Source organism: Embleya sp. NPDC001921, from assembly GCF_053594475.1.
Genome location: NZ_JBSFEO010000008.1, coordinates 100,072 through 126,807, shown reverse-complemented (window position 1 = coordinate 126,807; position 26,736 = coordinate 100,072). Strand labels below are relative to the sequence as shown.

The following is a 26,736-nucleotide window of genomic DNA, read 5'->3' as shown; positions in this document are numbered from 1 at the left end:
GATCCGCACACCGACACACGCCCGCGGCAGGCGCCCTCGGTGCCGGACCGGTCATCTGCCCGAGGCAGCCGCCGGGTTGCCCAGGGCCGCCAGCTCGACGCGGGAGGTGATGCCGAGTTTGGGGTAGGCCTTGTACAGGTGGTAGCCGATCGTGCGCGGGCTGAGGAAGAGTTGGGCGGCGATGTCGCGGTTGGAGAGCCCGTCGGCGGCCAGCCGGACGACCTGGAGTTCCTGCGGAGTGAGCCGGTCGAGGATCGATCCCGCGGGTTCGGTCGGGATCGACACGCCCGTCGCGCGCAGCTCGGCCCGGGCCCGATCGGCCCACGGTCTCGCCCCCATCCGGTCGAACGCCTCCAGCGCGGACCGCAGTTGCGAGCGGGCCTCGGCCTTGCGGTGCTCCCTGCGCAGCCATTCCCCGTAGAGCAGTTCGGTCCGCGCCCGCTCGAACGGACGCCCGCCGCGCTGGTGCAGGACCACCGCCTCGGCGTACAGCCCGCCCGCTTCCCCCTCCGCCGCGAGCAGCGCCCGACAGCGCAGCGTCACGGCGTCGGCCCAGGGCCGGTTCGCGGCGGCGGCCCAGCGCTCGAAGCGGGCCAGCGGCGCGGCGGCGCGGGCGGGCTGTCCGCTGCGCACCGCCGCCTCGACCTGATCGGGCGCGAAGAACGTGGCGCCGAGGTGATGGCCGATGCGTCCCCGGGACGCGGTCTCGAGCCGGTCCAGCGCGTGGTCGACCCGGCCCAGGGACAGATCGAGCAGTCCCAGGGCCATCACCCCCCACGCCGACGTCCGCACGATCCCGCGCTCGGTCGCGCGCGCCACCGCGGGTTCGGCCGACGCGCGACAGAGCCCCTCGTCGCCGGCGACCGCCGCGTGGCACGCGAGCACGCAGCGCAGATGATCGACCCGGTGCGCCTGGCCGATGCTCTCGGCCAGGGCCAGCCCCTCCTCGGCGTGGGCACGCGCCTCGCGGAAGCGGCCCAGGAAGCCCTCGACCACCGCGAGATGCTCCAGCAGATGTGCCGACCAGCCGACCAGTCCGGCGGTCCTGGCATCGGCCACCAGCGCCACCAGGATGTCGGCGGACGCGTCGTCGTCGCCGGTCATCATGCCCATCGATCCCGCGATCAGCCGCTCGCCGGGGCCATGGGCCGCACCGGACCCGAGGTCGGCCCGTACCGCGTCGGACAGCGCGCGCATGGCCGGCAGCCCTCGCGCGGGTTCGCCGGCGAGCAGGTGCGCGAGTCCGTCCAGGGCCCGGACGAAGACGGTGTCGCCGGCGATCGCGCGCAACCGGTCGGCCGCGTCCCGGGCCAGTTCCGGCTCGCCCGCGAAGTAGCCGTTGCGGACCGCCTCCATCAACAACGCGGCGGCCTGCTCCCGGTGTGCACCGCCCAGCGTGGCCGCGGCGGCGACCAGCAACCGGGCGGCGCGTGCCGGCGAACCGTCCTCGAACTCGACGGTCGCCCGCACTCGGGCGATCCGCGCGGCCAGGAGCGGTTCGCCAAGTTCGCTCCCGACCCGCCCGGCCGCCCGCGTCGCCCGGCGCGGTTCACCGGCGGCGAGGGCCGCCTCGGCGGCTCCGGTCAGCCGTCGTGCGCGCGAGAGCGGGTCCGGCGAGAGTTCCGCGGCACGCTCCAGGGCGGTCGCGCCCGCCGCGAATCCGCCGCGTCTGCCCGCCCGATCGGCGACCTCCTCCAGGGCCGACGCCGTCGCCTCGTCCGGCCCGTCGGCCGCGGCCGCGAGGTGCCACGCCCGTCGGTCGGCCGCGTCCGGCGAACTCGCTCGCCCGGTGCCCGCGGTGTCGGCGAGGGCAAGGTGTGCCGCGCGGCGTTGCTCGGCCGACGCGCCCTGGATGACGGCGGCGCGGGCCAGCGGATGCCGGAAGAGCACGGTCTCGCCCGAGGCCCGGCGCAGCAGCCCCGAGCGCTCGGCCGACGCGACGGCGGCCGCGTCCGCACCGAGCGCGCCGGCCGCCGCGCGGATCGTGTCGAGGTCGCCGCTCTCCTCGAAGGCGGCGACGAGCAGGAGGGCGCGCGTCGCGTAGGCGAGAGAGTCGGTGCGCGCGCCGAACGCGTCCCGGAGCCGCTGCGTCAGGGGCAACGGGTCCGGGTGCGGGCGCGCGGCGGGCGATCCGAGGTCGCCGGCTCGTTGCCGGGGGGTGAGGGCGGCGGGCAATTCGATGAGCGCCAGCGGGTTTCCGTCCGTCTCGTCCAGGATCCGTGCGCGCACGTCGTCCGCCAGATCGGGGGCGCCCTCGGCGAGGAGCGCGGTCGCCGCGGACCGGTCCAGCCCGCGCAGCGACAACTCGGGCAACCCGACCGCCGGCGGCTCCGGACCCTCGTCGCGGGCCCCGAACAACATCAGCACACCCTCGTTGGTGAGCCGACGGGCGGCGAACAGCAACGCCTGCGTCGACGGGCGATCCAGCCACTGGGCGTCGTCCACGACGCACAACAGGGCCCCGTCCCGCGCGAGTTCCGCGAGCAACGACAACACGGCAAGACCCACCAGGAACCGGTCCCGGGGCTCGGCCCGCCCGAACCCGAGCGCCGTGCGCAGCGCGTCCGCCTGTGCGGCGGGCAGCGCGTCCAGCCGATCGAGCACCGGGAGCAGCAGCGCGTGCAGGCCGGCGAACGGCAGTTCCGCCTCGAACTCGATGCCGGTGGCGCGGATCACCCGCGTGCCCGGCGACTCGGCCGCGACCCGGGCCGCGTGCGTCAACAGCCGGGTCTTGCCCACCCCGGGTGCGCCGCGCACGACCAGGACGGCACTTCGGCCCAGTGGTGCGTCCGCCAACAGACCTTCGACGAGCCGCCGTTCCTCGGCCCTCCCGTGCATCATCGTGCGCGACCAACGGATCCGCGCAGGGGCGGATGCACGCCCGGGATCGGGGTCGAGGAAGGCCGAGACACGGCACGAGCCTAACGACCCGCACCGGTGCACGATCTCGGCACCCCGGACGTGCCTCCGCCCGCGCCCCGGCCATGCGTACCGGACACCCCAGTCATTCGACGGAATCCGCCGGCGTGCCCGGCGCCTAGTTTCGGAACCCGGATCACAACCACCCGGGAGCAAGCGATGCCACACCTTCCCTCCGACACGGACGTCCTGATCGTCGGCGCCGGGCCGGTCGGCCTGACCCTGGCCACCCACCTGGCCTCGAGCGGGATCGGCGTGGTCCTGGTGGACCGTGCCGCGACGGTCGCCGACACCTCGCGCGCGGCGGTCGTACACGCCCGGACCCTCGAAGTCCTGCGGGAGATCGGCGCGAGCGACGAACTCGTCGAACGCGGCCTGACCGTCTCCCGCTTCAGCGTCAACGACCACGACCGCACGCTGCTCGGTGTCGGATTCGACGATCTGCCCACCGACTATCCGTTCACCTTGCTGATCCCGCAGAACGTCACCGAGGAGGTGTTGCTCGGGCGACTGCACGCGGCCGGCGCAACGGTGCTGCGGCCGTACGGGCTCGTCGATCTCGCGCAGGACGCCGAGGGGGTCGTCGCGACCATGGACGACGGTGCGCGCGTCCGCGCCCGGTACGTGGTCGGCGCGGACGGCATGCACAGCACGGTGCGCGAGTACACCGGGATCGCCTTCACCGGTGACAGCTACCCCGAGTCCTTCGTGCTGGCGGACATCCGCCTGGACCGGCCCTACGGCGACGATGAACTGCGGCTCTACCTGGCCCCGGAGGGGGTCACGGTGGTCGCCCCGCTGCCGGGCGGTCGACACCGCGTCGTGGCCACCGTGGACGACGCGCCCGCGCGCCCGGACGCCGCGTACGTCCAGGGCCTGCTCGACACCCGAGGTCCCCGCGCGCATCGGGTGCGGGTGTCGGACGTGGTGTGGAGTTCGCGCTTTCGCGTGCACCACCGACTCGCCGACCGCTATCGCGCCGGGCGGCTCCTGCTCGCGGGGGACGCGGCGCACGTGCACAGCCCGGCCGGCGGACAGGGCATGAACATCGGGATCCAGGACGCGCTCGTGCTCGGCGACAAGCTCGCCACGACGCTCCGCACCGGGCACGACGTGCTGGACGAGTACGAACGCGAACGCCGCCCGGTCGCGGAGCAGGTGGTCGCCTTCACGCACCGCATGACCAGGGTCGCCACCGTCGGTTCCGGCCCGCTCCGGGGTGTCCGCAACACCCTGCTGCGCGCGTTGGACTGGCTCCCGGCCGTCCACCACACCCTGGCCATGAACCTCTCCGAGCTCGCCACGGCACCGAGGACCCCCGCCGCATCCACCGGAGCCGGCACCCGGCATTGACGTCCCGTACATCGTGCGCACCCCCGATGCCGCACGGGAGCGGCGGCCGAGGCGGCCCGGAGAGGATTCCTCCGGGCCGCCTCGACACCCATGAACACGGCTCGGCGGTCGGTCAGTCGGCGGTCTCGGCGATCTGTGCGCGGGTCTCGGCGGCCTGGGCCTCGATCCGGCGCTGCACCTGGGCCGGCAGGTGCTTGGAGCGGAAGTGCCCGACCATCCTGTCCAGCACGACCGCGGCCTGTGCGACGTCGCCCTCCTTCGCGTGCACCGTCGCCAGCCGGCGCATCGCGGCGTTGAGGGTGATGTTGTCCAGGCCGTCGTCGCCCTTGGACGCCGCGATCGCGGCGGACAGTTGGGTGATGCTCTCCTTGATGTCTGGTTCGCGGACCTGGACCCGCCCGTCACGCAGATGCTGGAAGTGGCGCCCGGCGTTGGCACCGCGCACCAGGCGGGCGTACGCGGCGAGCGGGTGCTTGCCGTGTTTCTCCACGATTTCCGCCAACGCGTCGTTCCCGTGCCGCAGTTGCGGCGCGTCGGAACCGAGCAGGGCGAGCAGCGTGCCCTGTTGGTCGCCCATCAACAGGTCGCCGACCTCCTGCTCGACGCGGGTGACCGGGTGCCGGACGCGGATGACCCGCGAGTCGGAGACCACCCGGGAGCCGTCCGGCGCGAGATACACGGCGGTGACCTTGTACCGGCCGGGATCGGAGAAGTACAGGCCGTCGCTGCCGTACCCGATGAAGGCCGTGTCGTAGACGGCCGGTTCGGCCTCGGTCAGGGTCCGCAACGGCGCGCCCGGCCCGTGACCGGTACACAGCCGCGCGATCGGCCGGAACAATCGGGTGCGGCCCTGCGGGTCGCCGACGAAGATCGCGACGTGCTCGCTCTTGGGGTTCGGTTCGGGGACGACGCGCACATCTCCCCGGGTACCGGTGCGGGTCAGCTTGAGTTCGGCCATGACCGGCTCGCCGTACTCGAACGTGGTCTTGCCGCCCACCTCCAGGCGCAGCCCGGACTCGTCGCCGATCGGGACCGTGGCGACCTCGGCGCCGCCGAGGTCGAGCGCCGAGTCGACCACGAAGTTGTCGCCGCCGGGCACGACGTGCCGGTAGAAGCCGTGCCGCAGGTGCCGCAGTTCGTCGTCGGAGAATCGGAACGCGAACGCGCCCCAGAACGCGTCCTCGCCGTTGTCGCCGGACGGTCCCTGGTAGTTCTGCGGGTAGTTCATCCAGGACAGGTCGCCGAAGCCGTTGTTCGGGCCGAGCGGTGCGGGCGGCCGGGCCAGGTTCTTCTGCCACGCGTGCAACAGGTTGAAGGCGTGACCCAACTCGTGCACGTAGGTGTGGAATTCGTGGTTCCGGCCGACCAGTCCGAAGTCGGCGAGCGCGCTGTGGAACACCGCCATGCCCTGGCGCTGCGCGCCGCTCTGGTCGAACATGACGCCGATGACGCCGTTCTTGGTGTGCCGGGTCGTCACGAACGTCCACAACTTCCACTGCGGGACGTCGCGTTGCAGGCCGAAATTGGCCACCATCGACGCGTGCAGTTCGGCCTCCGACCAGCGCAGGTCGGCGCCGGAGGCGTCGGTGGCCACGTTGGTGGTGCCGGCCGCGCGCAGTTCGATCCCGGCTTCGGCGTACGCGCCGGGAACCGTCGCGACCCGGTGCCGATCCCAGGCGGGCGCCGGACCGCGCGAGGTGTCGTAGCACGTGAACGGAACCGTGCCGGCGATGTGGTCGGTCTCCACGTCCACGCTGCGGAAGGCCGTGGATTCGTACGCCGCCGACCACTGGTCTCCGTCGTCCCAGGCCGGGACGGCCAGGATCAGGTCGGCGTTGCCCTGCGGTTGCCCGACGGCGCTTCGGGGGACGACCACCTGCAGGTCGGTGCGCGTGGAGGGGTTGGCGAACAGTACCGAGCCGGTCACGTTGATCTGCACCTGGTGCTCGGACACCAGCGCGTCCACGCCGCCCGCGCGGAAGGAGTTGGTATACGTCGTGGTGCCACCGGTGACGGTGAACACGTCGCCGCTGACCGTGTTGAGCGCCCGGTCGCCGTCGACGTCCAGCCGCAGTTCGACGCGACTGGCGCCCTCGACGCCCACATACCGACCACTGACCGGGCGGTACTGCGTCGTGAACGGGGCGGGCAGCGCGGCCAGGCCGGGCATCAGCGTGGCGAGCGGGCCGGTCTTCTCCACGCCGCTCCCCCAGTCGAGCACGCAGCCGATCTCGCCCCGGATCAGCAGCGAGCGGCGCGTGCCGTCGGCGGTCGGGGGCAGCGCGAGCACGTGGTCCAGGTCGGCCCGGAAGTCGGCGGGCAGTCGCGCCCATCCGGCGCAGCCCGCCGGGTCCGGGCCCTCGGTGATCAGGCCTTCGCGTTCGACACCGGTCACCCAGTGCAGGGTCAGCACGCGCGGTCCCTTGAAGAAGTACGTGCGCCAGTTGCCGTCGGCCGAGTTCGGCGCCTGCGACATCGCGTCGATTCCCGAGCGGTATCCGGCGGGAAGCGCGATGCCCCAGTTGTCGTTCCGCGTCCACGGCACGTCCCGGATGACGCCGCGCTCCCAGTTGTAGAGCAGCGCGCCGTCGCCGCGCACGAACATCGTCTGCCACGATCCGTGCGCGTCGTCGGGCAGTTGCAGCAGGCCGTCGGTGTGGAACCGATAGGGGTCGGGCACGCCGCCCAGCTTGCCGCCCCCGGCACCGGCCAGGTCGCCGTTGTAGGCGAGGCCGTTCTCGTCGATCACGGCGACCTTGTCGCCGCGCAGGAAGAACGCCTGCCAGGAAGTCGCGGGAGAGGCGAACGCGCCCGCGAATCCGGTGCTCTTGTGTCGTATCAGTGCCACGTGCTCTCTCCGTCCGCCGAGGGTGGAGGTGCGGGCCGGGAAGCTCTTCCCGTTCGGCGCACGGCCGGAATGACCGTGTATGCACGGCTGGAATGCCCGTGTACGCGCCGCTGGTTGCTCCCGAGTCGGAGTCTGGCACGCGCGACACAGAGATCGGGGCGATACGGCGAAAGACGTCACATTGTGTTCGAAGGCGGCGATCCCGTCCCGAGGCGGGCGGACCGGGCGGTCGACGTCACGACGGCGTCGCGCGGAGCGGCGGTCGTCGATCCGGCGTCGCGCGGATGGACGACCTGCCGCTCCCGGAACACGAAGTCCGGGCCTTGCGACCCCTGTTCGGCAGCGAGGGTTACTTGTTGATCTTGGTGACCTGGCCCGCGCCGACCGTACGTCCGCCTTCGCGGATGGTGAAGCGCAGACCCTCCTCCATCGCGACGGGCTGGATCAGGTTCACGGTCATCTCGGCGTTGTCACCGGGCACCACCATCTCGGTGCCCTCCTTGAGGGTCACGACGCCGGTGACGTCCGTGGTGCGGAAGTAGAACTGCGGGCGGTAGTTGTTGAAGAAGGGGGTGTGCCGGCCGCCCTCGTCCTTGGACAGGATGTAGGCGGTGGCCTCGAACTCGGTGTGCGGGGTGGTCGAGCCCGGCTTGATGATGCACTGGCCGCGTTCGACGTCCTCGCGCTTGATGCCGCGCAGCAGCAGACCGACGTTCTCCCCGGCTCGGCCCTCGTCGAGCAGCTTGCGGAACATCTCGATCCCGGTGACCGTGGTGGTGGTCTTCTCCGGCTTGATCCCGATGATGTCGACGGTCTCGTTGACCTTGAGCACGCCGCGCTCGATCCGGCCGGTGACCACGGTGCCGCGGCCGGTGATCGTGAAGACGTCCTCGACCGGCATCAGGAACGGCTTGTCGACGTCGCGCGCGGGCTGCGGAATGTTCTCGTCGACGGCCTTCAGCAGGCCGAGCAGCTTCTCGCCCCACGCCTTGTCGCCCTCCAGGGCCTTGAGCGCCGAGACCTGCACCACCGGGGTGTTGTCGCCGTCGAATTCGTACTCGTTGAGGAGTTCGCGGACTTCGAGCTCGACCAGTTCCAGGATCTCCTCGTCGTCCACCATGTCGGCCTTGTTCAGCGCGACCACGATGTAGGGCACCCCGGACTGGCGGGCCAGCAGCACGTGCTCCTTGGTCTGCGGCATCGGGCCGTCGGTGGCGGCGACCACGAGGATCGCGCCGTCCATCTGGGCCGCGCCGGTGATCATGTTCTTGATGTAGTCGGCGTGCCCCGGGCAGTCGACGTGCGCGTAGTGCCGGCTCTCCGTCTGGTACTCGACGTGCGCGATCGAGATCGTGATGCCGCGCTGCCGCTCCTCCGGCGCCTTGTCGATCTCGTCGAACGGCGTGAAGGGATTCAGTTCCGGATGGGCGTCGTGCAGCACCTTGGTGATGGCCGCGGTCAGCGTCGTCTTGCCGTGGTCGACATGACCGATGGTGCCGATGTTGACGTGCGGCTTGGTCCGCTCGAACTTCGCCTTCGCCATGTGAATCCTCCTCTTGCCCGGACGGGCCGACCCGATCTCACCGACTCACCGTCCATTCCTCCGATGGGACAACGCGCGAGTACGACGGCCGCGCCGGGAGATGCGTCCCGACATCGGAGGTCACCAGTGGTGGTCATACCGACGCACAGAGTAACCATATCGGGATCGCGACGAGCCTCCCGGATCCCCACGCTCGCCCCGCCCCCCGAAAGCGGCAGCGGGCGGGTGGTGCCGAGCGTCGACACCACCCGCCCGCTCGTACGCCCGCCCATCCGCCGGGTCGGTGGCGTCGCACGTACCCGCCCTCGCATCGCCGCGCCGCGACGAACACCGCACAGCCGGCGGCGAGCAGGCCGAGGGATGTCGCCACCGGAGTGGGCGCGTTGCTGCCGGTCAAGGCCAGGCCCCACCACCGCCGCGTGCCTTGCCGGCCCGCCGGAGGAGGATCCCCCGCTCGAACCGCCGTCGCCTCCGGGGCCGTTGGTCGACGCGCCGGTGTCGCCGGTGGCGCCGGTGGCGCCGAGGGCGGACGCCGTGGCCGGGTCGGGTCGCTCGCCGCCGGGCGGCAACGACGGCGACGACAGCGGCGCGATCGCCTCGGTGCCGGGAGCCACCCGCGATGCCTGGATCACCGGTCCGGTCGTGGCGAAGTCGGTACCACGCCGACTGCCCGCTGCCCGCTGCCCGCTGCCCGCAACGATCATCGAACCGGCGAAGCCGCCGTCTGCGCACCGCGTCCGCGCCGGCCGGGCGACGGCCGCTGCCGGGGGTGCCACACCGGCGCGGGCCGGGACCAGGATGCCCAGGGCCCGCGTGGTCGGGCTGAAGGTGCCGACGAAGCCACCGGGGGCGGTGCGGTGCTTTGGCCCGCCGGTTCCCTACCGGGTCGGCTCCGCCGGGATGTGACCCCGCGGGCCGGCTGCGCGGCGCGGGATTATCGGTCGAAATGTGTCGTGCCGCGGTGGCCTGCGGCCACCGCGGCCGGCGACGTACTAGGAGGCGACGATGTTCTCCGCCTGCGGGCCCTTCTGGCCCTGCGTGACATCGAAGGTCACCTTCTGCCCCTCGAGAAGCTCACGGTACCCACTGCCGGAGATGTTCGAGTAGTGGGCGAAGACGTCGGGGCCGCCGCCGTCCTGCTCGATGAAACCGAAGCCCTTTTCGCTGTTGAACCACTTCACGGTGCCACTGGCCACGGTCGAACTCCTCGATCAGATGTATGGAATCGCGCCACGCGAGGTGCGGGCCCGGAGGTGATCGCCATGGTCCGAGAAGCGCTGTGGACAGCAAAATCGCCCGTGATCGCGATCACGGGCGAACGAACGTCGAGCCACGACTACTGGGGAACGACCGTACCCGAGCAGGGTTCGCCGCGCCATGTCCCCGACCAAACCGTCACGAGCGCAACACCGGCTCGGGGGTCCGAGAGTGCCCTCGGGTACGGATTTCGGTCGAACTCCCGGAATGCGCCCACCTGCCGACGGTTGGACGAAATTCGGCGACCCCTCCCCCGGCTCGATGCGCCCATGCTGGGTCGATACGTCGCCACCGCCCGCATGGCCGCCGGCCCCGACCTCGCCACGTCCGACCCCACCGCGACCGGCCCCACCCCGAGCGCCTCGCCCGACTGACCCCCGGACTCCTCGCGCACCGCGCGGCTACCCCGATCGACCCCGACCCAGCAGTTCGTCGCCCGGCGGCGCGCGACGGTACAACACCTTGCGTCCGTCGCGCGCCCGGGTGACCAGGCCGGTGGCGTACAGCACGCGCAGGTGCTGGGACACCGCGCTCGGGGTGACCCCGAGCCGGCGGGCGATCTCGACCGTGGGCAGCGGCTCGTCCAGGAGGCCCAGCAGTCCCGCCTTCGGCGCACCCACGAGGGACACCAGGGCGGCCGGGTCGGCGACGGGCGGGCGTGCCCACAGCGTCGCCACACCGCGGCTGGGGTAGGCCAGCGACGGTGGTTCCTCCGGGCTGACCGGGGGCGCGGGCTTGTGCGCGAACACCGACGGAACGAGCAGCAGGCCCCGACCCGACGCCGCGACGTGATGCCGGCCGATCATCTTGTCGATCCGCAGCACCCCGTTGTGCCAGCGCAGATTCGGGTGCATGTCGGCGAACAGCAGGCGGGCGCCGCCCACGGCCAGTTGCCGCGCGCGGTAGGTCATGTCCGCCTCCAGCAGCAGGCGCATCCGCGGCCACGTCGGCTCGACGGCGATCTCCCAGTACTGCCGCAGGAGTTCGCAGATGGCGTCGCGAAGCGCGAGCACCGGCGCGTCGTCGTCGGCGCCGGCGTCGAGCAGCGCGGCCGGCAGCGGGTCCGGAGCGTGCGCGGCCGACAGATCGCGCCGCACCAGATCCGCGGGCGTGCGTCGCACGACGGCCAGTTCCTCGTCGAAGGTCGCCGCGAAGGTCGCCGGTCGCGGCGTCAGGAAGTCGGGCAGGGTAAGCCTGGCCGCGACCAACGACATCAGCAGTTCGGTGTCGAGTGCCCGGAGCTCGCCCAGAACCGCTCTGCGCCACGGCAGGTGCAGCGCGGCCAGTCCCGGCTCGCGCAACACCCGCAGACTGACCACGGTCTCGTGCAGGGGCGAGAGGGCGAACCGCGTGTCCGCGAGGTCCTCGACGCCGAGCTCGAAGCTGATCATCAAGCCATACGCTACATCCATTGGCGGCGCGGCACGGGTGCCGTGAACTGCCACACATGACACACGCAGCCCGCCCCCGGCCCCCGGTGCCCTCCCCCGGAACGACCCGCCGCGTCGCCGACACCGTGGACACGCGCGAGTCGGTGGACGCGCGATGAGCCGCGGCCTGGTCCTGATCCTGTCCCTGACCTGCGCCGTCGGCGTGGGCAACATCTACTTCCCGCAGGCGATCAGCCCACTGATCGCCGCCGGGCTGCACGAGTCCCCCGGCGCCGCCGCGCTGGTGGTGACCGCGACCCAAATCGGCTACACCGCCGGAATCTTCCTCCTGGTGCCGCTCGGCGACCGACTCCCCCACCGCACCTTCATGGTCACCCTGCTCGCCCTCACCGGCGTCGCCCTCCTGGCCGCCGGCTGCGCGCCGACCCTGCCGCCCCTGGTCGCCGCGAGCACCCTCGTCGGCGTCACCACCGTGGCCGCCCAGATCGTCGGCCCGCTCGCGGCCGGGCTGGTCGCCGCCGAGCGCTGCGGCGCGATGATGGGCACCTTGCTGAGCGGCTCGATCGGCGGCATGTTGCTGGCCCGCACCTTCGGCGGGTCCCTCGGCGAATGGCTGGGGTGGCGCGCGCCCTACCTGGTGGCGGCGACCCTGGTGCTGCTGCTCGCCGTCGTCCTGGCGCGCATCCTGCCCAAGACGGTCCCGCCCTCGCGCCGGCCGTACCCGGCCCTCCTGGCCGAACCCCTGCGCCTGCTGTGCGCCGAACCGGAGTTGCGCCGCTCCTGCTTCTACCAGGCGACCGTCTTCGCCGGGTTCTCGGCCGTGTGGACCTGCCTGACACTGCTGCTCACCGGCCCCACGTACGACCTGGGCGCCCACGCGGTGGGAATGCTCGCGCTGGTCGGCGCGGCGACCATGGTCTGCACCCCGATCGCCGGACGGCTGGTCGACCGAAGGGGACCCGACACGGTGAACCTGGTCTGCCTGCTCGCGGTCCTCGGCTGTGCCCCGGTCCTCGCCGCGGGCGCCCTGGGCGGCACGTCGGGCCTGGTCGCCCTGGTGCTCGGCACCCTGGTGCTCGACGTCGCGATGCAGTCCGGCATGGTCGCCAACCAGGCCCGGGTGTTCGCGCTGCGCCCCGACGCCCGAAGCCGGCTCAACACCGCCTACATGACCTGTGCCTACCTCGGCGGCAGCGCGGGTTCCTGGATCGGGGTACGCGTCCACGGCCGGGCCGGGTGGCCCGGGGTGTGCGCGCTCCTGGCGTTCCTCGCCGCGCTCGCCCTGGCCCGCCACCTCGCGGTGCCGTACGGCAGAGGATCGCGCACGAGCCGATCGTGCCTGGCGGACCGCGCCCACACCGACGCGTGAACACCCCGCGTCGCTCGGATCGCGATGTGGGCCGGAAACCGTGTACCGGGCGTTCGCGGGACGGGTCTAGACTGGCCCGAGTTGTGCGGGCACCTCGTTCGGTGAGGCGTCGTCACGGACACAGGCCACTGACCCCACGACGTCGAGAGACGCCCAGGTTCAGGACAGGTCTCCCCGGCTTAAGGGGTGACCCCAAGTGGCTGCGCGCGGACTCCCGGGCGCTACGCCGTGGCGTGCCAAAGCTCTGACGAGACAAGGGGTGCGCCGTCCGCGATCCGCGGGCCGGGCCTCCTGTTGCCACGATCGGCGACGCCGTCGGGCGTCCGAGGGCAAGGAGGTGAGAGCTGTGGCATGCAGTAGTCCGGGTCGAAGTCGACCCCACCCAGCGATGTCCCCGTCCTCGTCCCGTCCCCCTCGCGTCCCGCGCCGGTCCTCGCGCGCGACCTCGCGTCCGCCCCTGTCCTGCTGAGTCTCGGCACCGGGGCTGCGACGCCGGTCCGCCGTGGGTGGGCTGCCGCGGGATGCCCCCGTCGCGGTACCGGCTGTTCGCCGCTTCGCCACCTCGCCGTGCCTTCCGGGCAGGCGCGCGGTGGTGGAGTGGGGTGACGCCCGCGGCGGGTGTATCCCCTCTGGAGGTTCCTGTCATGTCCGACTGGCGTGCGCGTGCGGTCCGTGCCGGAAAGCGGCCGTTCGTCCGGCCGACCCACTCGACCCACGGCAACCGGGCGCAGCCGGCCCCCGAACACTCGATGGACCCGCGAGCCGACCCGCAGGTCTCCGTCGAGGTGTCCCTGGCGCACAGTGTGGTCGACGCCGCCGTGTATCGGCAGGGGCGGCGGATCGACGCGCCGGCGACGCCGGAGGAGATCTACCGCAAGTTGCCCGGCGAGCCCGGCACGCTGACCTGGATCGGGCTGTACCAGCCGGCCGAGGCCCAGTTGCTGGCCGCCGCCGAGCGCTTCGATCTGCACGAGGTGGCCGTCGAGGACGCCATCGTCGCGCACCAGCGCCCCAAGCTGGAGCGCTACGGCGACACGCTGTTCGTGGTGTTGCGGGCCGCTCGCTACCTGGACGCGAGCGAGCAGGTGGACTTCGGCGAGATCCACCTGTTCGTCGGCCCGGAGTTCGTGCTGACCGTGCGCCACTCCGAGTCCCCGGACCTGGCCGCGGTACGCAATCGGCTCGAAGGCGACCCCGAACTGCTCGCGCTGGGCCCGGAGGCGGTGCTGTACGCGGTGCTGGACGCCGTGGTCGACGGGTACGCCCCGGTCATCGCGGGATTGCAGAACGACATCGACGAGATCGAGACCGAGGTCTTCGGCGGCGACCCCAAGGTCTCCCGCCGGATCTACGAACTCTCCCGCGAGGTCATCGAGTTCCAGCGCGCCACCCGCCCGCTTTTGGAGATCATGAGCAGCCTGGAGGCGGGATTCGAGAAGTACGGCACGGACGAGGAACTCCAGCGCTACCTGCGCGACGTCGCCGACCACGCCACCACCGCCGCCGAGCGCGTCGACGGCTTCCGGCAGATGCTCGGCGCCATCCTCACCCTCAACGCCACCCTGGTCTCCCAGGCCCAGAACGAGGAGATGAAGCTGCTGGCCGAGGCCGGTCACGCGCAGAACAACGAGATCAAGAAGATCTCCTCGTGGGCGGCCATCCTGTTCGCCCCGACCCTGATCGGCACCGTCTACGGCATGAACTTCGACACCATGCCCGAACTCGCCTGGACCTACGGATACCCCTTCGCGATCGGCATGATGGCCGCCGTGTGCCTGAGCCTGTACGTCGTCTTCAAGCGCCGCGACTGGCTCTGACCCACCACCCTTCACCCACCGCCTCCCACCCACCACGTCCGACCCACCGCCTCCGACCCCCGGCGTCCGACGCACCCCGGCGGGCCGCTTCGGCTCGCACACGGGGGCGTCCGGCACTATGTGACAGTCCTTATATAAGCACTGTTATGATTTCCGCATGCCCCAGGACCACACACCCGATCCCTCCCGGCACAGCCACTGGCGTCCTCTGCGGCTGCTCCAGGCGTCGATGGACGCGGACATCGCCCGGCTGTACGCGGAGAAGCGCATCGAGGGGCTCAAACCGAGCTTCGTGATGGAACTGCTCCGGCTGCACGCCACCGGGCCGATGACCATCACCGAACTCGCCGAGTCCGTCGGCCGGACCCATTCGGCGCTCAGCCAGAAGGTGTCCGCGATGCGCGCGGCCGGTTGGGTGCGGACCGTCGCGGGCGAGGACGCGCGCAGCAAGAAGGTGACGCTCACCGACGAGGCCCGCGACATCGTCGGCCGACTGGCGGCGGAGTGGCGGGCCACCGAGGCCGCCATCGCCGAGATCGAGGCGGAGATCCCCTACCCGCTCACCCGCGTCGTCACCGACATCGAACAGGCCCTCGAACGCAAGAGCTTCCACGACCGGATCGCCGAGAAGCTGGCGCGGGACCCCGCATGGGAGTGAGGCACGCGCTGATCGACGTGTCCCCGCTGCGCACGTCACCACCGTTTCGACGGTTGTGGATCGGTCGGACCCTGTCCGGCCTGGGCAGCCAAATGGCGGTCGTAGCGGTGATGTTCCAGGTCTGGCAGACGACGGGCAGTACCGCCTGGACCGGTGCCGTGGGTCTGGCCCAGGCCCTTCCGATCGTCGCGTTCGGACTCTTCGCCGGGTCGATCGTCGACCGCGTGGACCGGCGGCGGTTCTATCTGATCACCACCTGCGGCCTGGCGTCGTGCTCGCTGCTGCTCGCCGTCCAGGGCTTCCTGGGACACCTCCCGCCGGCGGGCATGCTGCTGTTGGTCGCACTGCAATCCTGCTTCGTGGCCGGCAGCGGCCCGGCGGCCCGCACCTTCATCCCGCACCTGCTGCCCAGGGAGCAACTCGCGGCCGGGCTGGCCCTGAACGGGATGTCCTTCCAGGGCGCCATGCTGGTGGGCCCCGCCCTGGGCGGGCTGATCGTGGGCGGGTTCGGCGTCGGCGCCTGCCACCTGATCGACGCCCTCACCTTCCTCGCGGCGATCCACGGTGCCCTGGGCCTGCCCAGGATGCGCCCCGGTGACGAACAGGTGCGCCCCGGCCTCCGAGGCGTGGTGGACGGCCTGGCCTTCCTGGTCCGTACCCCCGTCATCCGCGGAGCGCTCCTGACCGACCTGGCCGCCACCGTGCTGTCGATGCCGATCAGCCTGTTCCCGTTGGTCAACGCCGAGCGGTTCGACGACAATCCGCGCACCCTCGGGCTGTTCCCGACCGCCATCGCCGTCGGCGGCGTCGTCGCGTCCGTGTTCTCCGGGACCTTCACCCGCCTGCCTCGCCCCGGTCTGGTGATGCTCGGCGGATCGGCCGCGTGGGGTGTGGCACTCACGCTGTTCGGTCTGTCGCCCGACCCGTGGGCGGGGCTTGGCTTCCTGGTCCTGGCAGGCGCCGCCGACACCGTGTCCGTGATCTCCCGGAACACCATCGTCCAGTTGCACACCCCGAACGAGTTCCTCGGCCGGGTCGGCGCCGCCGAACAGATCGTCGGACAGGCCGGGCCGGACATCGGCAACCTGCGCGGCGGTCTCGTCGCGAACGCCACCTCGGGGACGGCGGCACTGATCAGCGGCGGCCTCCTGTGCGTCGGCGCGGTCGCCCTGGTCGCGACGACCACACCGGGCCTTCGCCGATTCGCGACGACACCTCCCCGCCCGGCCGCACTCACCGAGTCCTGATCGGCAACTCGCCCGCGCCGCATGGAACATCGCGGTCGAGCCGCCGGTCGCGCGTGACCGTCGCGGCATGGGGGCGAGACGGCCGAGGGCCCCACCCCGAACACGACGGGTGCACCTCAGCTCGTGAGTTCGCCCCGCGCCCCACCCGGGTTCGGCCCGGTCGAGACGGGGAGCACGAAGACCATGGTGAGCCCGCCACCGGGCGTGTCCTCGGCGGCGAGCGAGCCGCCCATCACCTCGGCGAAGCCGCGCGCGACGGCAAGTCCCAGACCCACACCGCGACTTCGCGGGGCGTCACCGTGCCGCGCGAATGCCTCGAAGACCCGGTCCTTGGCGTCGTCGGGCAGGCCGGGACCACGATCGACCACCCGCAGTTCGACCCGGCCGCGGACCGTCCCGGCCGCGACCGTCACGGGCGTGTCCGCAGGAGTGTGCAAAACCGCGTTCTCCACCAGGTTGGCCATCACCCGCTCCAACAACTCCGCATCGGCCCGAACGCTCGGCAACGTCTCCGGAATCGACACCCGCACCCCCGACCTCGCGGCCCGCGCCACCGCCCCCGGGATCACCTCGTCCAGCGCGATGTCGCTCGGCAACGGATCGACCGTGCCCATCCGCAACCGGCTCATGTCGAGCAGATTGCCGATCAGCCGGTCGAGCCGGTCGGCGCCCGCCTCGATCGTGGCGAGCAACTCGGCCCGGTCCGCCCGCTCCCAGTCGACCTCCTCCACCCGCAGACCCGACGCCCCGGCCTTGATCGCCGCCAGCGGCGCCCGCAGATCCCGGGCCACCATGGCGAACAACGCGGTATCCACCCGGTTGCCCTCGTCGAGCCGACGCACCTCCGCCGCCTCGGCGACCAGGGCACCACGCTCCAGGACCAGCGCCGCCTGCGCGGCGAACGCGCCCAGGACCCGGCGCGTGGCCGCGGGCACCGGGCGGCCGGACAGGACCAGCACGAGCGACTCGTCCACCTCGACCTCGACGTCCGCCGCGTCGGGCCGCGTCGGCGGATCCGCGCCGACCGAGCCGACGCTCTCCCAGGACCCGCGGGGTCCGTCCCGGCGCAGCAGGGAGACGGATCGCATGTCGAAGGTCACCCGAACCCGCTCCAACAGGGCGGGCAGCGCCCGTTCGCCCCTGAGCACACTTCCGGCCAGGAAGCCGAGCGTCTCCGCCTCGGCCCGACCACGCGCGGCCTGCTGGGTTCGCCGTGCGGCGAGGTCGACGACCGACGCCACCGCCAGCGCGATCACCACGAAGACCACCAGCGCGAGCACGTTGCCCGGCGCGGCGATGTCCAGGGTGTCCAGCGGCGGCGTCATGTGGTAGTCCATGAACAACGAGCCGAGCACGGCGGTGGTCACCGCCTGCCACAGGCCGCCGAACAGCGCCACCGCGACGGTCAGGGCCAGGAACAGGAGCATGTCGTGGGGCAGCGCGGCGTCGCCCCGGATCGGCACGAGCGCGGCGGTCAGCGCCGGTGGCCCGAGCAGCGCGACCACCCAGGCCGACACGGCTCGGCCCCGGGCGGTGACCGTGCGCCTGGGTCGGTCGTCCCGCCCGCGACCGGCGTACTCGTGGGTGACCACGTGGGTGTCGATGTCGCCGGCCCGGGCGGCGACGGTGGCGCCCACGCCCGGGCCCAGGACGTACTGCCAGGGCTTGCGCCGACTGCTGCCGAGCACGAGCTGCGTGGCGTCCTGTGCTCGGGCGAAGTCCAGCAGGGCGCCGGGGACGTCGTCGCCGACGACGGAGTGGAAGGTGCCGTCGAGCGAGTCCACCAACCGGCGCTGCCGGGCCAGGTCGGCCGGTGAGGATCCGGACAGGCCGTCGCTGCGGGCCACGTGCACGGCCAGGAGTTCCCCGCCCGCGCCCCGACCCGCGATCCGCGCCGCCCGCCGGATCAGCGTGTCGCCCTCCGGCCCGCCGGTGAGCGCCACCACGACCCGTTCCGGGATCGGCCACATCGCGTCCGACCCGTGCCGGTCCCGGTGTTCGCGCAGGTACTCGTCGACCCGGTCGGCCACCCACAACAGGGCCAGCTCGCGCAGCGCGGTCAGGTTGCCCGGGCGGAAGTAGTTCGCCAGGGCGGCGTCGGCCCGCTCGGGGCTGTACACGTCCCCGTCGGCGAGTCGGCGGCGCAGCTCCTCGGGAGGCGGGTCGACGAACTCGATCCGATCGGCCCGACGCACCACGCCGTCGGGTACGGTCTCGCGCTGGGGGATGCCGGTGATCGACTCGACCACGTCGTTGAGCGACGCGAGTTGCCGCACGTCGACCGTGGAGATCACGTCTATCCCGGCGTCGAGGATCTCCTCGACGTCCTGTAACCGCTTCTCGTTGCGCGATCCCGGCGCGTTGGTGTGCGCCAGGTCGTCGACCAGCGCCACGCGCGGTCCGCGGGCGATCACCGCGTCCACGTCCATCTCGGCGAACACGCCGTCTCGGTGCGCCGGTTCGCGTGGCGCGACGATCTCCAGGCCGACCAGCATCTCCTCGGTGAGCGGCCGGCCGCCGCAGTCCACGACCCCGACCACCACATCGGTCCCCCGCCGGAGCCGACGATGGGCTTCGTCGAGCATCGCGTACGTCTTGCCGACGCCGGGCGCCGCGCCGAGGTAGACCCGCAGTTCGCCGCGTCGTGAGGTCTTCGTCTCCGGGGCGGATCCGCTCACCTCCGCGGCGGCGCGCTTCGACGACTTCCGGCACCGGCCGTGTCCGTATGCCACCCGCGCTCAGCCCTTCCGTTCGTCCGCTCGCGGCCGGGCGAGGCCGGGGTCGGGGTCGGCGACCCCCGCCCGTGCGTCGACCCGCCCGCACCCGGTACTTCCGACGACCGGGCTCCGGACATTGTCGTGGACGAACGCGCCGACCACCTGCGGTCGTGCCGGCCGGGCACGACCGCGGGCGCGGCAACGTCGGCACGGCCGGGCGGGATCGGTCCCGGCCCGGGTCCCGCGCCGTCGGGGCCGACGGGGCGAATCCGGGGGCGGATCACGCTCGTTCGAGTCTCGTGGGCCGGCTCCGGGTGCGGCCACGGCGCGCGGTCGCGCGTCGGTGCCGCCGGGTGCGCGCGCACCACCCCCACACGCCCTGCCGCGCGAGGGGGTTCGGGTGGTGGAGTGACAGCCGGGCGGCCACGCGGTCGCCCGGAAGGAGCGGCGTGCGACCGACCGGGGCGGACAGGAATACGTCCGTCGTCACCGGTGCGGTGGGCGGCATCGACCGGACGGTGCGCACGGCGACGCGGCCGCGCGTCGCGTGCGGATCCCGCCGGGGCCGGTCACGTACCCGCGTCATCGCCGACGTTGTCGTGTCCGCCGCCTCCGATCACACCCGTCGATCACCCGCACCGCCGCCACGTCGACGACGGTGCGTCCCCGCGCGGCCGGCACCACCGGCCGCACGACCCCCGGGAGCGGATCATGTCCCATGACCCGGCACACTGGCTCCTGACCACGTCCCGGCACGTTCTGCGGGCCCGGTCCACCACCCCTCTGCCGACCCAAGTCCCGGTAGGTCCCGGGCAGTTCACCCGGGCCGCGCACGCGGCCGCGAGAACACTGCGCGATGCCGACCCGCGCTGGTGCGTCGTCGGCGCGCTGCCCTTCGACGAGGACACCCCCGCCGCGCTCGCGCTCGGCCGGGTGACGGCCACGCCCCGGCAGCGCCGACCGGGCCCGCCGGCCGTACCGACCGGACCCCATCGCGTCGACACGCGGGGGGAGGCGGCCTATGTGGGAGCCGTCGCCAAGGCCGTGCGCCGCCTGCGTGCCGGCGAAGCCCACAAGGTGGTCCTGGCCCGGACGCTGACCCTGCGCCGCGACATCGACCCCGTCGCGACCCTGGCCCTGCTGGACCGGCTCCACCCCCTGGCCCATCTCTTCCACGTCGCCCTCGACCCGCCGGGCACGCCCGGCGCCCGAGCGCTGCTGGGCGCCTCCCCCGAACTCCTGCTCACCCGACAGGGCGACCTGCTGGCCCTGAACCCGCTCGCCGGCACCGCCACCCGGCACCGCGACCCCGTCCGCGACCTGGCCGCGGCACACGCGCTCGCCGCCTCCGTCAAGGATCTGCGCGAACACGCCCTGGTCGTCGACGAACTGCGCCGCGTCCTGCATCCGCTGTGCACCCGCCTGCACATCCCCGACCGGCCCCGACTCAAGGCCGCCGGGCGTCTGTGGCACCTGTGCACCCCGATCCGCGCCCGGCTGCGCCGGCCCGCGCCCACCGCGTTCGCGCTGGCCGCCCTGCTCCATCCCGCCCCCGCGGTATGCGGCCTGCCCCGCGATGCCGCGCACACCCTGATCCGCCGACTGGAGACCCGGCCCCGCGACTACTACGGCGGTCTCGTCGGCTGGACCAACCGCCACGGCGACGGCCAATGGGTCGTCGCCCTGCGCTGCGCGCAGACCGACCCGGACGGCGTACGCCTGCACGCGGGGGCGGGCATCCTCGCCGAATCCGACCCGAGACGCGAACTCGCGGAGACGAGGGCCGAGTTCACCACCATGCTGGACGCCCTGCGACCGGCTCCGGTCGTCCGGAGCCACGGCGCCGCCGTCCGGTGATCCCCGAGTACACCGCGGCCCCGGCGCGGCCCCGGCGCGGTCCCCGTGCACGCACGCGGGGCCGGATCCGCCGTGGACCCCATCGACGGCACGCCGAAACGGCTTCCGGGCGCGGCCGACCTCGGAGGCGGGCGAACCCCGGGGGCTGCGAGCGCGCGAAAGCCGCGTACGTGTGTCGGTTGTTACGCCTTGGGCGTCTGCGAGATGCGCACCATGTTGCCCGAGGGGTCCCGGAACGCGCAGTCCCGCGGGCCCCAGGGCTGGTCGATGGGCTCCTGCAGCACCTCGGCGCCGGAGGCGCGCACCCTCTCGAAGGTCGCGTCGAGATCGTCGGTGCGGAAGACGACCATCGGCAGCACACCCTTGACGAGCAGTTCCTGCAGGGTGTCCCCGTCGGCCTCGGACCGGCCGGCGTGCGGCACGGACAGGACGAGTTCGGCGTCCGAATGGGAGGGGCTGCCGAGGGTGATCCAACGGAACCCGTCCGAGCCGACGTCGTTGCGCACCTCGTAGCCGAGTCCGTCGCGGTAGAAGGCGAGCGACTCGTCCACGTCGTTGACGGTGATGTGGCAGTACTGGAGTGAAATGTTCATGCGAACAACGCTAGACGGCGGTGGTGGGAGCCGCTTCTCCAATCCTGACCGACGACTCCCTGATCGGCCGGGTACGCACCTTGGCCACACGCACCTTGGCCACACACGCACCTTGGCCACACACGTGGGCATCGCCAACACGGCTTCGTGGTCCGCGGCGCGGTACGCGCTCGGCGTCATGCCCACCAGTTCGGTGAACCGCGAGCTGACCGTCGCACCACGACAGCCCCGCCGACCTGCACGAATGCGGCTCGGCGGGGGTCGCGCCCGGGTCATCGCGGACCCGCCGCCGAGCCGGCGTCGCGCCCCCGCGCGATCGGGCCGGGCGGCGGGTCACGGTCTCAGGCGTCCACCGCCGACCGGGAGTCGTCGGTCGAGAACGCCGCCGCGTGGTCGCGGACGAAGTCGGCGATGTCGCGCGGCGGGCGACCGAGCAGGTCGGCGACCGTACCGGTGGTGAAATCCCCCCACCCGGAGGCGTACGCCCGCGCGTACTCCTCGAGCATGTCGACGATCCACGGCGGAACGCCGTAGCCGAGCAGCGTCTCGCGCTTGGCCGCGTCGCCGACCGGCAGGTACGCCGTGGGTTTGCGGAGGGTCCGGCCCGCCTGCTCGGCGACCTCGTCGAAGCTCAGCGAGCGCGGACCGGTGAGGGTGTACGTGTTGCCGTGGTGGCGATCCGGGTCGTCCGACAACACCCGGGCGGCGCACTCGGCGATGTCGCGGGCGTCGATCATGCCGATCCGCGCCGAGGCCATGTTCAGCGAGAACGTGCCGCCGGCCCGGATGTCACCGGCCTCGTTCAGCAGGTTCTGCATGAACCAGTGCGGGCGCAGGATCGTCCAGCGCATGCCGCAACGTTCGGTCTCCCGGTCGGACAGCGCGTGCAGCCTGCCGCTGCGGTTCGGCGCGTCGTGTGCCGCGCCGACACGGACAGGCGCACGACACGCTCCACGCCGGCCCGGCGGGCGGCCCAGAGCACGTTCATGTTGTTCTCCGGGGCGCGCGGACCGTTCGGGGTGAGCAGCCACAGGTCGTGCACACCCTCGAAGGCGGGCGGCAGCGACCGGGCGTCGTCGAGGTCGGCGACGAAGACCTCGGCGCCCTGCCCGCGCGGGCCGTCCGCCTTGCGCTCGTCGTGCACGAGCGCGCGAACGGCCACATCCTGTGCCGTCAGCGTGTTCAGCAGTGCGGTGGACACGGTTCCGGTGGCTCCGGTGATCAGCACGGTGCGCGTCATGTTCATTCTCCTTTGGCGGTGGCGGGGATTCGGACCAGGTCACGGACGACCTCGGGGGTCAGTTGCGCGGCGGCGACGGCGGACAGCGCGAGCACGAACCCGAAGCACTGCCACGGAGTGAGCGATTCGTCCAGGAACAACCAACCCAGGAGCGTGGCCACCACGGGTGAGAGCAGGGCCAGGAACGACACGGCGACCACGGGCAGCCTGCCGATGCCCTGGAACCAGACCAGGAAGGAAAGCAGGGCGCCCACACCGGACAGCCACGCGTAGCCGCCGAGCGCGCGAGCGTCCAGTCCGGACGGGAGTCCTTCGAAGACGAGCGCGAGCGGCACGAGCACGAGACCGCCGGCGGTGAGCTGCCAGGCGGCGATGGTCGCCGGGCCGACGCCGGCCGGACGTCCCCAGCGTTTGGTCAGCACGATCCCGCCGGCCATCACGCCGGCGGCCGCGATGCCGGCCAGGACGCCGAGCAGGTCGAACGAGAGCCGGCCGCGCAGCACGATCAGCCCGACGCCCAGCACACCGACCAGCCCCCAGCCCAGCCGCCAACCGGTGGGCTTCTCGCCCAGGAGCAGGTACGCCAGGCCGACGACGAGCAGCGGCTGGACGGCGGTGAGGGTCCCCGCGACGCCACCCGGCAAGCGGTAGGCGGCCACGAACAGCAGGGCGAAGAGCGCGCCGATGTTGAGGGCGCCGAGCAGCAGGGAGCGCCACAGCCACTTGCCGTGCGGCAGCCGGCGGGTGACGGCGAGCAGGATCAGCCCCGCCGGCAGCGCGCGGATCACGCCGGACACCAGCGGATAGCCGACCGGGAGGAACTCGGTGGTGACCAGGTAGGTGGTTCCCCACGTGGCCGGTGCGGTCGCGGTCAGCAGGGTCAGTCCCAGGGTGCCGCCGGACGGGGACGCGCGTCCCGCGTCCGACCGGCTAGGGTCCCGGAGCATCTATTCTCCTTAACGTTGAACTATTCAACGTTGGCGAATGTAGCTCCCTGTTAGGATGGCGTCAAACAGTTTCACGTTAAGAGGTTCTGGGAGGCGGCAGCCCGTGGAGGACAACGTCGACTGGCGGATGGACCAGTGGCGGGTCGAGCGGCCCGACATCGACCCCACACCGATGGGCGTCGTGTCCCGGATCCAGCGCGCCTGCCGCCTGCTCGAGCGCGAGCTTCGCGACCACTTCGCCACGCACGACCTACAGCTTTGGGAATTCGATATCCTGGGCACGCTGCGCCGATCCGGGCAGCCGTACCGGCTCACCGCCAAGCAGCTCGTCGAGTCGTCGATGGTCACCTCCGGGGCGATCACCAACCGGATCGACCGTCTCGTCGCGAGGGAGATGGTGACCCGCGAACTCGATCCGCTCAATCGGCGCAGCGTGCTGATCACGTTGACCGACCGCGGCCGCGAACTCATCGACGGAGTCGTCGTCGACCACGTCGACCTGGAGGCGAGACTCCTCGCGAAACTGAGCGCCGGCGACCAGGAACGCCTCGCCGGACTCCTGCGCCAACTCCTCAACAGCCTCGGCGACCACGCGCCCGGCAACCCCCTGAAACCCGAGCAGCCCAACTCGTAGTGCTTGTGCGGGGTAGGGGTGATCCGCCTCGGAACAGGAGGCAATCCCACCGACGTTCGGGCGATCTCCTCATCCGGCCGCGTGCGGACCGAACAGCGCGCCCTCGCCCGGGATTTCGCCGACCCGCCGATCCCCCGCGAGCGGCAACGCCGAACGGTTCGTGCGCGTGCGGTCTCGGCGCGCGCCGCGAGGTGCCGTGCTGCGTGCGGGAGTCCCGATCGCGCCGGATCTCGCGGGCGCCGGCGACGTCCCGGTGGGGTCGCCGAGGGTGTGTCAGATGTCGAGGAAGCGCACGTCCTGGGCGTTGTGTTGGATGAACGAGCGCCGGGCCTCCACGTCTTCGCCCATCAGGACGGCGAACAGATCGTCGGCCAGGGCGGCGTCGTCGAGCGTGATCTGCCCCAACACGCGGTGGTCCGGGTCCATGGTCGTGACGCGGAGCTCCTCGGCGTTCATCTCGCCGAGCCCCTTGAAGCGTTGGATGCCGTCGTCGCGCAGGCGTTTGCCGTACCGCCGGCCCAGTTCGACGAGGGTGTCGCGTTCGCGGTCGGTGTAGGCGTACTCGAAGTCGTCCCGGCTCCACTTGATCTTGTAGAGCGGGGGTCGGGAGAGGTAGATGTGGCCGGCCTCGATCAGGGGCCGCATGAAGCGGAAGAGGAAGGTCAGCAGCAGGGTGTTGATGTGCCGGCCGTCGACGTCGGCGTCCGCCATCAGGATGATCTTGTGATAGCGGAGCTTGCCGAGATCGAAGTCCTCGTGCACCCCGGTGCCGAACGCCGAGATGAGCGCCTGGATCTCCTGGTTGTGCAGGATCTTGTCGATGCGCGCCTTCTCGACGTTCAGGATCTTGCCGCGGATCGGCAGGATCGCCTGGTACCGGGGGTCGCGGCCGGACTTCGCGGAGCCGCCGGCCGAGTCGCCCTCGACGATGAAGATCTCGCACGCGTCGGCCTCGGTGGACTGGCAGTCCGCGAGCTTGCCGGGCAGCGCGGCGGATTCCAACATGCCCTTGCGGCGGGTGAGATCACGCGCCTTGCGGGCGGCGACCCGGGCACTCCGGGCCGCGATCGCCTTGCGGACGATGTCCGCCGCGTCGTTCGGGTTCCGATCGAACCAGTCCGCCAACTGCTCGTGGACCACCTTGTGGACGGACGTCCGCGCCTGCGTATTGCCCAACTTGGCCTTGGTCTGGCCCTCGAACTGCGGCTCCGCCAACTTCACCGAGACGATCGCCGTCAACCCCTCGCGCACGTCCTCGCCGGAGAAGTTCTCGTCCTTGTCCCGCAGCAGCCTCCGCTCCCGGGCGTAGCGGTTGACCACGCCGGTCAGGGCGGTGCGGAAGCCCTCCTCGTGCGTGCCGCCCTCGTGGGTGTGGATGGTGTTGGCGAACGAGTACACGCCTTCGTTGAAGCGGGTGCTCCACTGCATCGCGACGTCCACGGACAGGTGTTGCCCCGCGCCCTGGGCCCGGAGGGAGATGATCGTGGGGTGCACCGGGTCGCCCCTGCGGGAGTTGAGGTGCTTCACGAAGTCGACGATGCCGCCCTGGTACCGGTACGAGACCGACCGGGCCCGGTCCGCCCCCGCTTTCTCGACACCGACGCCGTCCGGGCCGGACGGCGCCCGCGCGCCCGCGCGTTCGTCCGCCAGGGTCAGGGTCAGGCCCTTGTTGAGGAAGGCCGTCTCCTGGAGGCGGCGGGCCAGCGTCTCGAAGGAGTACTCGGTGGTCTCGAAGACGTTCGGATCGGCCCAGAAGGTGAGTGAGGTGCCCGTGTCGGTCACGCCTTCGTGCCGGGCCAAGGGCGCGGTCGGCACACCGTTGCGATAGCCCTGACTCCACCGGTGTCCGTCGGCGCGCACCTCCACGAACAGGCGCGTGGACAAGGCGTTGACCACCGACAGTCCCACCCCGTGGAGCCCGCCGGAGACCACGTATCCGCCACCGCCGAATTTCCCGCCGGCATGCAGCACGGTCAACACGAGCTCGACGGCCGGTTTCCGCTTCTCCGGGTGCAGACCCACGGGAATGCCACGCCCGTTGTCCACCACCCGAACACCGCCGTCGCCGAGCAGCGTCACGTCGATCCTGTCCGCGAAACCGGCCAGCGCCTCGTCGACCGAATTGTCGACGATCTCCTGCACCATGTGGTGCAGGCCGCGCTCACCGGTCGAACCGATGTACATGCCGGGCCGTTTGCGAACGGGGTCCAGCCCCTCCAGCACGCTGATCGCGTCGGCGCCGTACGCGCCGGGCTCCCCGCCGTTGCCGTTGCCGCTGCCGTTGCCGCTGCCGTCACCGTCGCGGGAGGTGGGTGCCGGGGCGGACACAGGGGCGGGGGCGGACGC

Annotated in this window: 18 protein-coding genes and 1 riboswitch; of the genes, 7 read left to right on the top strand and 11 right to left on the bottom strand. The window is 72.1% G+C overall.

Annotated elements, in window-relative coordinates:
• Positions 1-51: 51 nt before the first annotated feature.
• Complete coding sequence (locus ACWCPW_RS11975) at positions 52-2,841, bottom strand: LuxR C-terminal-related transcriptional regulator (RefSeq protein ID WP_449761429.1); 2,790 nt, start codon at positions 2,839-2,841, stop codon at positions 52-54.
• Positions 2,842-3,078: 237 nt separating this feature from the next.
• On the opposite strand from ACWCPW_RS11975, the gene ACWCPW_RS11970 reads away from it, so the two are divergent.
• Positions 3,079-4,272 (top strand): FAD-dependent oxidoreductase, encoded by a 1,194-nt coding sequence (locus tag ACWCPW_RS11970; RefSeq protein ID WP_449761428.1) that lies wholly within the window; start codon positions 3,079-3,081, stop codon positions 4,270-4,272.
• A gap of 112 nt (positions 4,273-4,384) precedes the next feature.
• Here the strand turns inward: ACWCPW_RS11970 and ACWCPW_RS11965 are convergent, their stop codons facing one another.
• From ACWCPW_RS11965 to ACWCPW_RS11950, 4 genes are all read right to left on the bottom strand, one after another.
• Entirely contained in the window at positions 4,385-7,120 is a 2,736-nt protein-coding gene (locus tag ACWCPW_RS11965) for a hypothetical protein (protein ID WP_449761427.1), read from the bottom strand.
• 349 nt (positions 7,121-7,469) lie between these two features.
• On the bottom strand, positions 7,470-8,663 hold the full coding sequence (tuf, locus tag ACWCPW_RS11960; RefSeq protein ID WP_449761426.1) for an elongation factor Tu: 1,194 nt from the start codon (positions 8,661-8,663) through the stop codon (positions 7,470-7,472).
• A gap of 992 nt (positions 8,664-9,655) precedes the next feature.
• Positions 9,656-9,859, bottom strand: coding sequence for a cold-shock protein (locus ACWCPW_RS11955; protein WP_331771990.1), 204 nt, complete (start codon positions 9,857-9,859; stop codon positions 9,656-9,658).
• A gap of 462 nt (positions 9,860-10,321) precedes the next feature.
• Positions 10,322-11,311, bottom strand: a complete 990-nt coding sequence (locus tag ACWCPW_RS11950) for an ArsR family transcriptional regulator (protein WP_449761425.1) — start codon at positions 11,309-11,311, stop codon at positions 10,322-10,324.
• Positions 11,312-11,465: 154 nt separating this feature from the next.
• On the opposite strand from ACWCPW_RS11950, the gene ACWCPW_RS11945 reads away from it, so the two are divergent.
• From ACWCPW_RS11945 to ACWCPW_RS11930, 4 genes are all read left to right on the top strand, one after another.
• Positions 11,466-12,680 carry an MFS transporter gene (locus ACWCPW_RS11945; protein ID WP_449761424.1) on the top strand — a complete coding sequence of 405 codons (1,215 nt, stop codon included), beginning with the start codon at positions 11,466-11,468 and terminating at the stop codon, positions 12,678-12,680.
• A gap of 86 nt (positions 12,681-12,766) precedes the next feature.
• A riboswitch (M-box (ykoK) riboswitch) is annotated at positions 12,767-12,946 on the top strand.
• 378 nt (positions 12,947-13,324) lie between these two features.
• Positions 13,325-14,497 (top strand): magnesium and cobalt transport protein CorA, encoded by a 1,173-nt coding sequence (locus ACWCPW_RS11940; RefSeq protein ID WP_449761423.1) that lies wholly within the window; start codon positions 13,325-13,327, stop codon positions 14,495-14,497.
• 157 nt (positions 14,498-14,654) lie between these two features.
• The gene (locus ACWCPW_RS11935) at positions 14,655-15,155 is read left to right on the top strand and encodes a MarR family winged helix-turn-helix transcriptional regulator (RefSeq protein WP_449761422.1); all 501 of its coding nucleotides are present in this window, start codon (positions 14,655-14,657) and stop codon (positions 15,153-15,155) included.
• Positions 15,146-16,402, top strand: a complete 1,257-nt coding sequence (locus tag ACWCPW_RS11930; RefSeq protein WP_449761421.1) for an MFS transporter — start codon at positions 15,146-15,148, stop codon at positions 16,400-16,402. The genes ACWCPW_RS11935 and ACWCPW_RS11930 overlap by 10 nt, the downstream gene beginning before the upstream one ends.
• A 116-nt stretch (positions 16,403-16,518) precedes the next feature.
• Here the strand turns inward: ACWCPW_RS11930 and ACWCPW_RS11925 are convergent, their stop codons facing one another.
• The gene (locus tag ACWCPW_RS11925) at positions 16,519-19,080 is read right to left on the bottom strand and encodes an ATP-binding protein (protein ID WP_449761420.1); all 2,562 of its coding nucleotides are present in this window, start codon (positions 19,078-19,080) and stop codon (positions 16,519-16,521) included.
• A gap of 750 nt (positions 19,081-19,830) precedes the next feature.
• Here ACWCPW_RS11925 and ACWCPW_RS11920 point away from each other — a divergent pair.
• Complete coding sequence (locus ACWCPW_RS11920; protein WP_449761419.1) at positions 19,831-20,976, top strand: isochorismate synthase; 1,146 nt, start codon at positions 19,831-19,833, stop codon at positions 20,974-20,976.
• A 182-nt stretch (positions 20,977-21,158) separates the two neighbouring features.
• On the opposite strand, the gene ACWCPW_RS11915 is transcribed toward ACWCPW_RS11920, so the two are convergent.
• The 4 genes from ACWCPW_RS11915 to ACWCPW_RS11900 all read right to left on the bottom strand — a co-directional run bounded on the left by ACWCPW_RS11915 (position 21,159) and on the right by ACWCPW_RS11900 (position 23,756).
• Positions 21,159-21,569, bottom strand: coding sequence for a VOC family protein (locus tag ACWCPW_RS11915; protein WP_449761418.1), 411 nt, complete (start codon positions 21,567-21,569; stop codon positions 21,159-21,161).
• A 341-nt stretch (positions 21,570-21,910) separates the two neighbouring features.
• Complete coding sequence (locus tag ACWCPW_RS11910) at positions 21,911-22,420, bottom strand: hypothetical protein (protein WP_449761417.1); 510 nt, start codon at positions 22,418-22,420, stop codon at positions 21,911-21,913.
• Positions 22,372-22,809 (bottom strand): SDR family oxidoreductase, encoded by a 438-nt coding sequence (locus ACWCPW_RS11905; protein ID WP_449761416.1) that lies wholly within the window; start codon positions 22,807-22,809, stop codon positions 22,372-22,374. Before ACWCPW_RS11905 ends, ACWCPW_RS11910 begins: the two co-directional genes overlap by 49 nt.
• A gap of 2 nt (positions 22,810-22,811) precedes the next feature.
• On the bottom strand, positions 22,812-23,756 hold the full coding sequence (locus tag ACWCPW_RS11900; protein ID WP_449761415.1) for an EamA family transporter: 945 nt from the start codon (positions 23,754-23,756) through the stop codon (positions 22,812-22,814).
• A 103-nt stretch (positions 23,757-23,859) separates the two neighbouring features.
• On the opposite strand from ACWCPW_RS11900, the gene ACWCPW_RS11895 reads away from it, so the two are divergent.
• Positions 23,860-24,390, top strand: a complete 531-nt coding sequence (locus ACWCPW_RS11895) for a MarR family winged helix-turn-helix transcriptional regulator (RefSeq protein ID WP_449761414.1) — start codon at positions 23,860-23,862, stop codon at positions 24,388-24,390.
• Positions 24,391-24,663: 273 nt separating this feature from the next.
• Here ACWCPW_RS11895 and gyrB read toward each other — a convergent pair whose 3' ends face one another.
• Positions 24,664-26,718: a DNA topoisomerase (ATP-hydrolyzing) subunit B gene (gene gyrB / locus ACWCPW_RS11890; RefSeq protein ID WP_449761575.1), complete on the bottom strand. Its 2,055-nt coding sequence runs from the start codon at positions 26,716-26,718 to the stop codon at positions 24,664-24,666.
• Between the last annotated feature and the right edge of the window lie 18 nt (positions 26,719-26,736).

Excerpts from the sequence above, each read along its gene's own strand:
- ACWCPW_RS11975 (WP_449761429.1), bottom strand. The coding sequence starts at position 2,841 with ATGATGCACGGGAGGGCCGAGGAACGGCGGCTCGTCGAAGGTCTGTTG.
- ACWCPW_RS11970 (WP_449761428.1), top strand. The coding sequence starts at position 3,079 with ATGCCACACCTTCCCTCCGACACGGACGTCCTGATCGTCGGCGCCGGG.
- tuf (WP_449761426.1), bottom strand. The coding sequence starts at position 8,663 with ATGGCGAAGGCGAAGTTCGAGCGGACCAAGCCGCACGTCAACATCGGC.
- ACWCPW_RS11950 (WP_449761425.1), bottom strand. The coding sequence starts at position 11,311 with ATGATCAGCTTCGAGCTCGGCGTCGAGGACCTCGCGGACACGCGGTTC.
- ACWCPW_RS11945 (WP_449761424.1), top strand. The coding sequence starts at position 11,466 with ATGAGCCGCGGCCTGGTCCTGATCCTGTCCCTGACCTGCGCCGTCGGC.
- ACWCPW_RS11940 (WP_449761423.1), top strand. The coding sequence starts at position 13,325 with ATGTCCGACTGGCGTGCGCGTGCGGTCCGTGCCGGAAAGCGGCCGTTC.
- ACWCPW_RS11935 (WP_449761422.1), top strand. The coding sequence starts at position 14,655 with ATGCCCCAGGACCACACACCCGATCCCTCCCGGCACAGCCACTGGCGT.
- ACWCPW_RS11930 (WP_449761421.1), top strand. The coding sequence starts at position 15,146 with ATGGGAGTGAGGCACGCGCTGATCGACGTGTCCCCGCTGCGCACGTCA.
- ACWCPW_RS11920 (WP_449761419.1), top strand. The coding sequence starts at position 19,831 with ATGTCCCATGACCCGGCACACTGGCTCCTGACCACGTCCCGGCACGTT.
- ACWCPW_RS11915 (WP_449761418.1), bottom strand. The coding sequence starts at position 21,569 with ATGAACATTTCACTCCAGTACTGCCACATCACCGTCAACGACGTGGAC.
- ACWCPW_RS11910 (WP_449761417.1), bottom strand. The coding sequence starts at position 22,420 with ATGCGCTGGACGATCCTGCGCCCGCACTGGTTCATGCAGAACCTGCTG.
- ACWCPW_RS11905 (WP_449761416.1), bottom strand. The coding sequence starts at position 22,809 with ATGACGCGCACCGTGCTGATCACCGGAGCCACCGGAACCGTGTCCACC.
- ACWCPW_RS11900 (WP_449761415.1), bottom strand. The coding sequence starts at position 23,756 with ATGCTCCGGGACCCTAGCCGGTCGGACGCGGGACGCGCGTCCCCGTCC.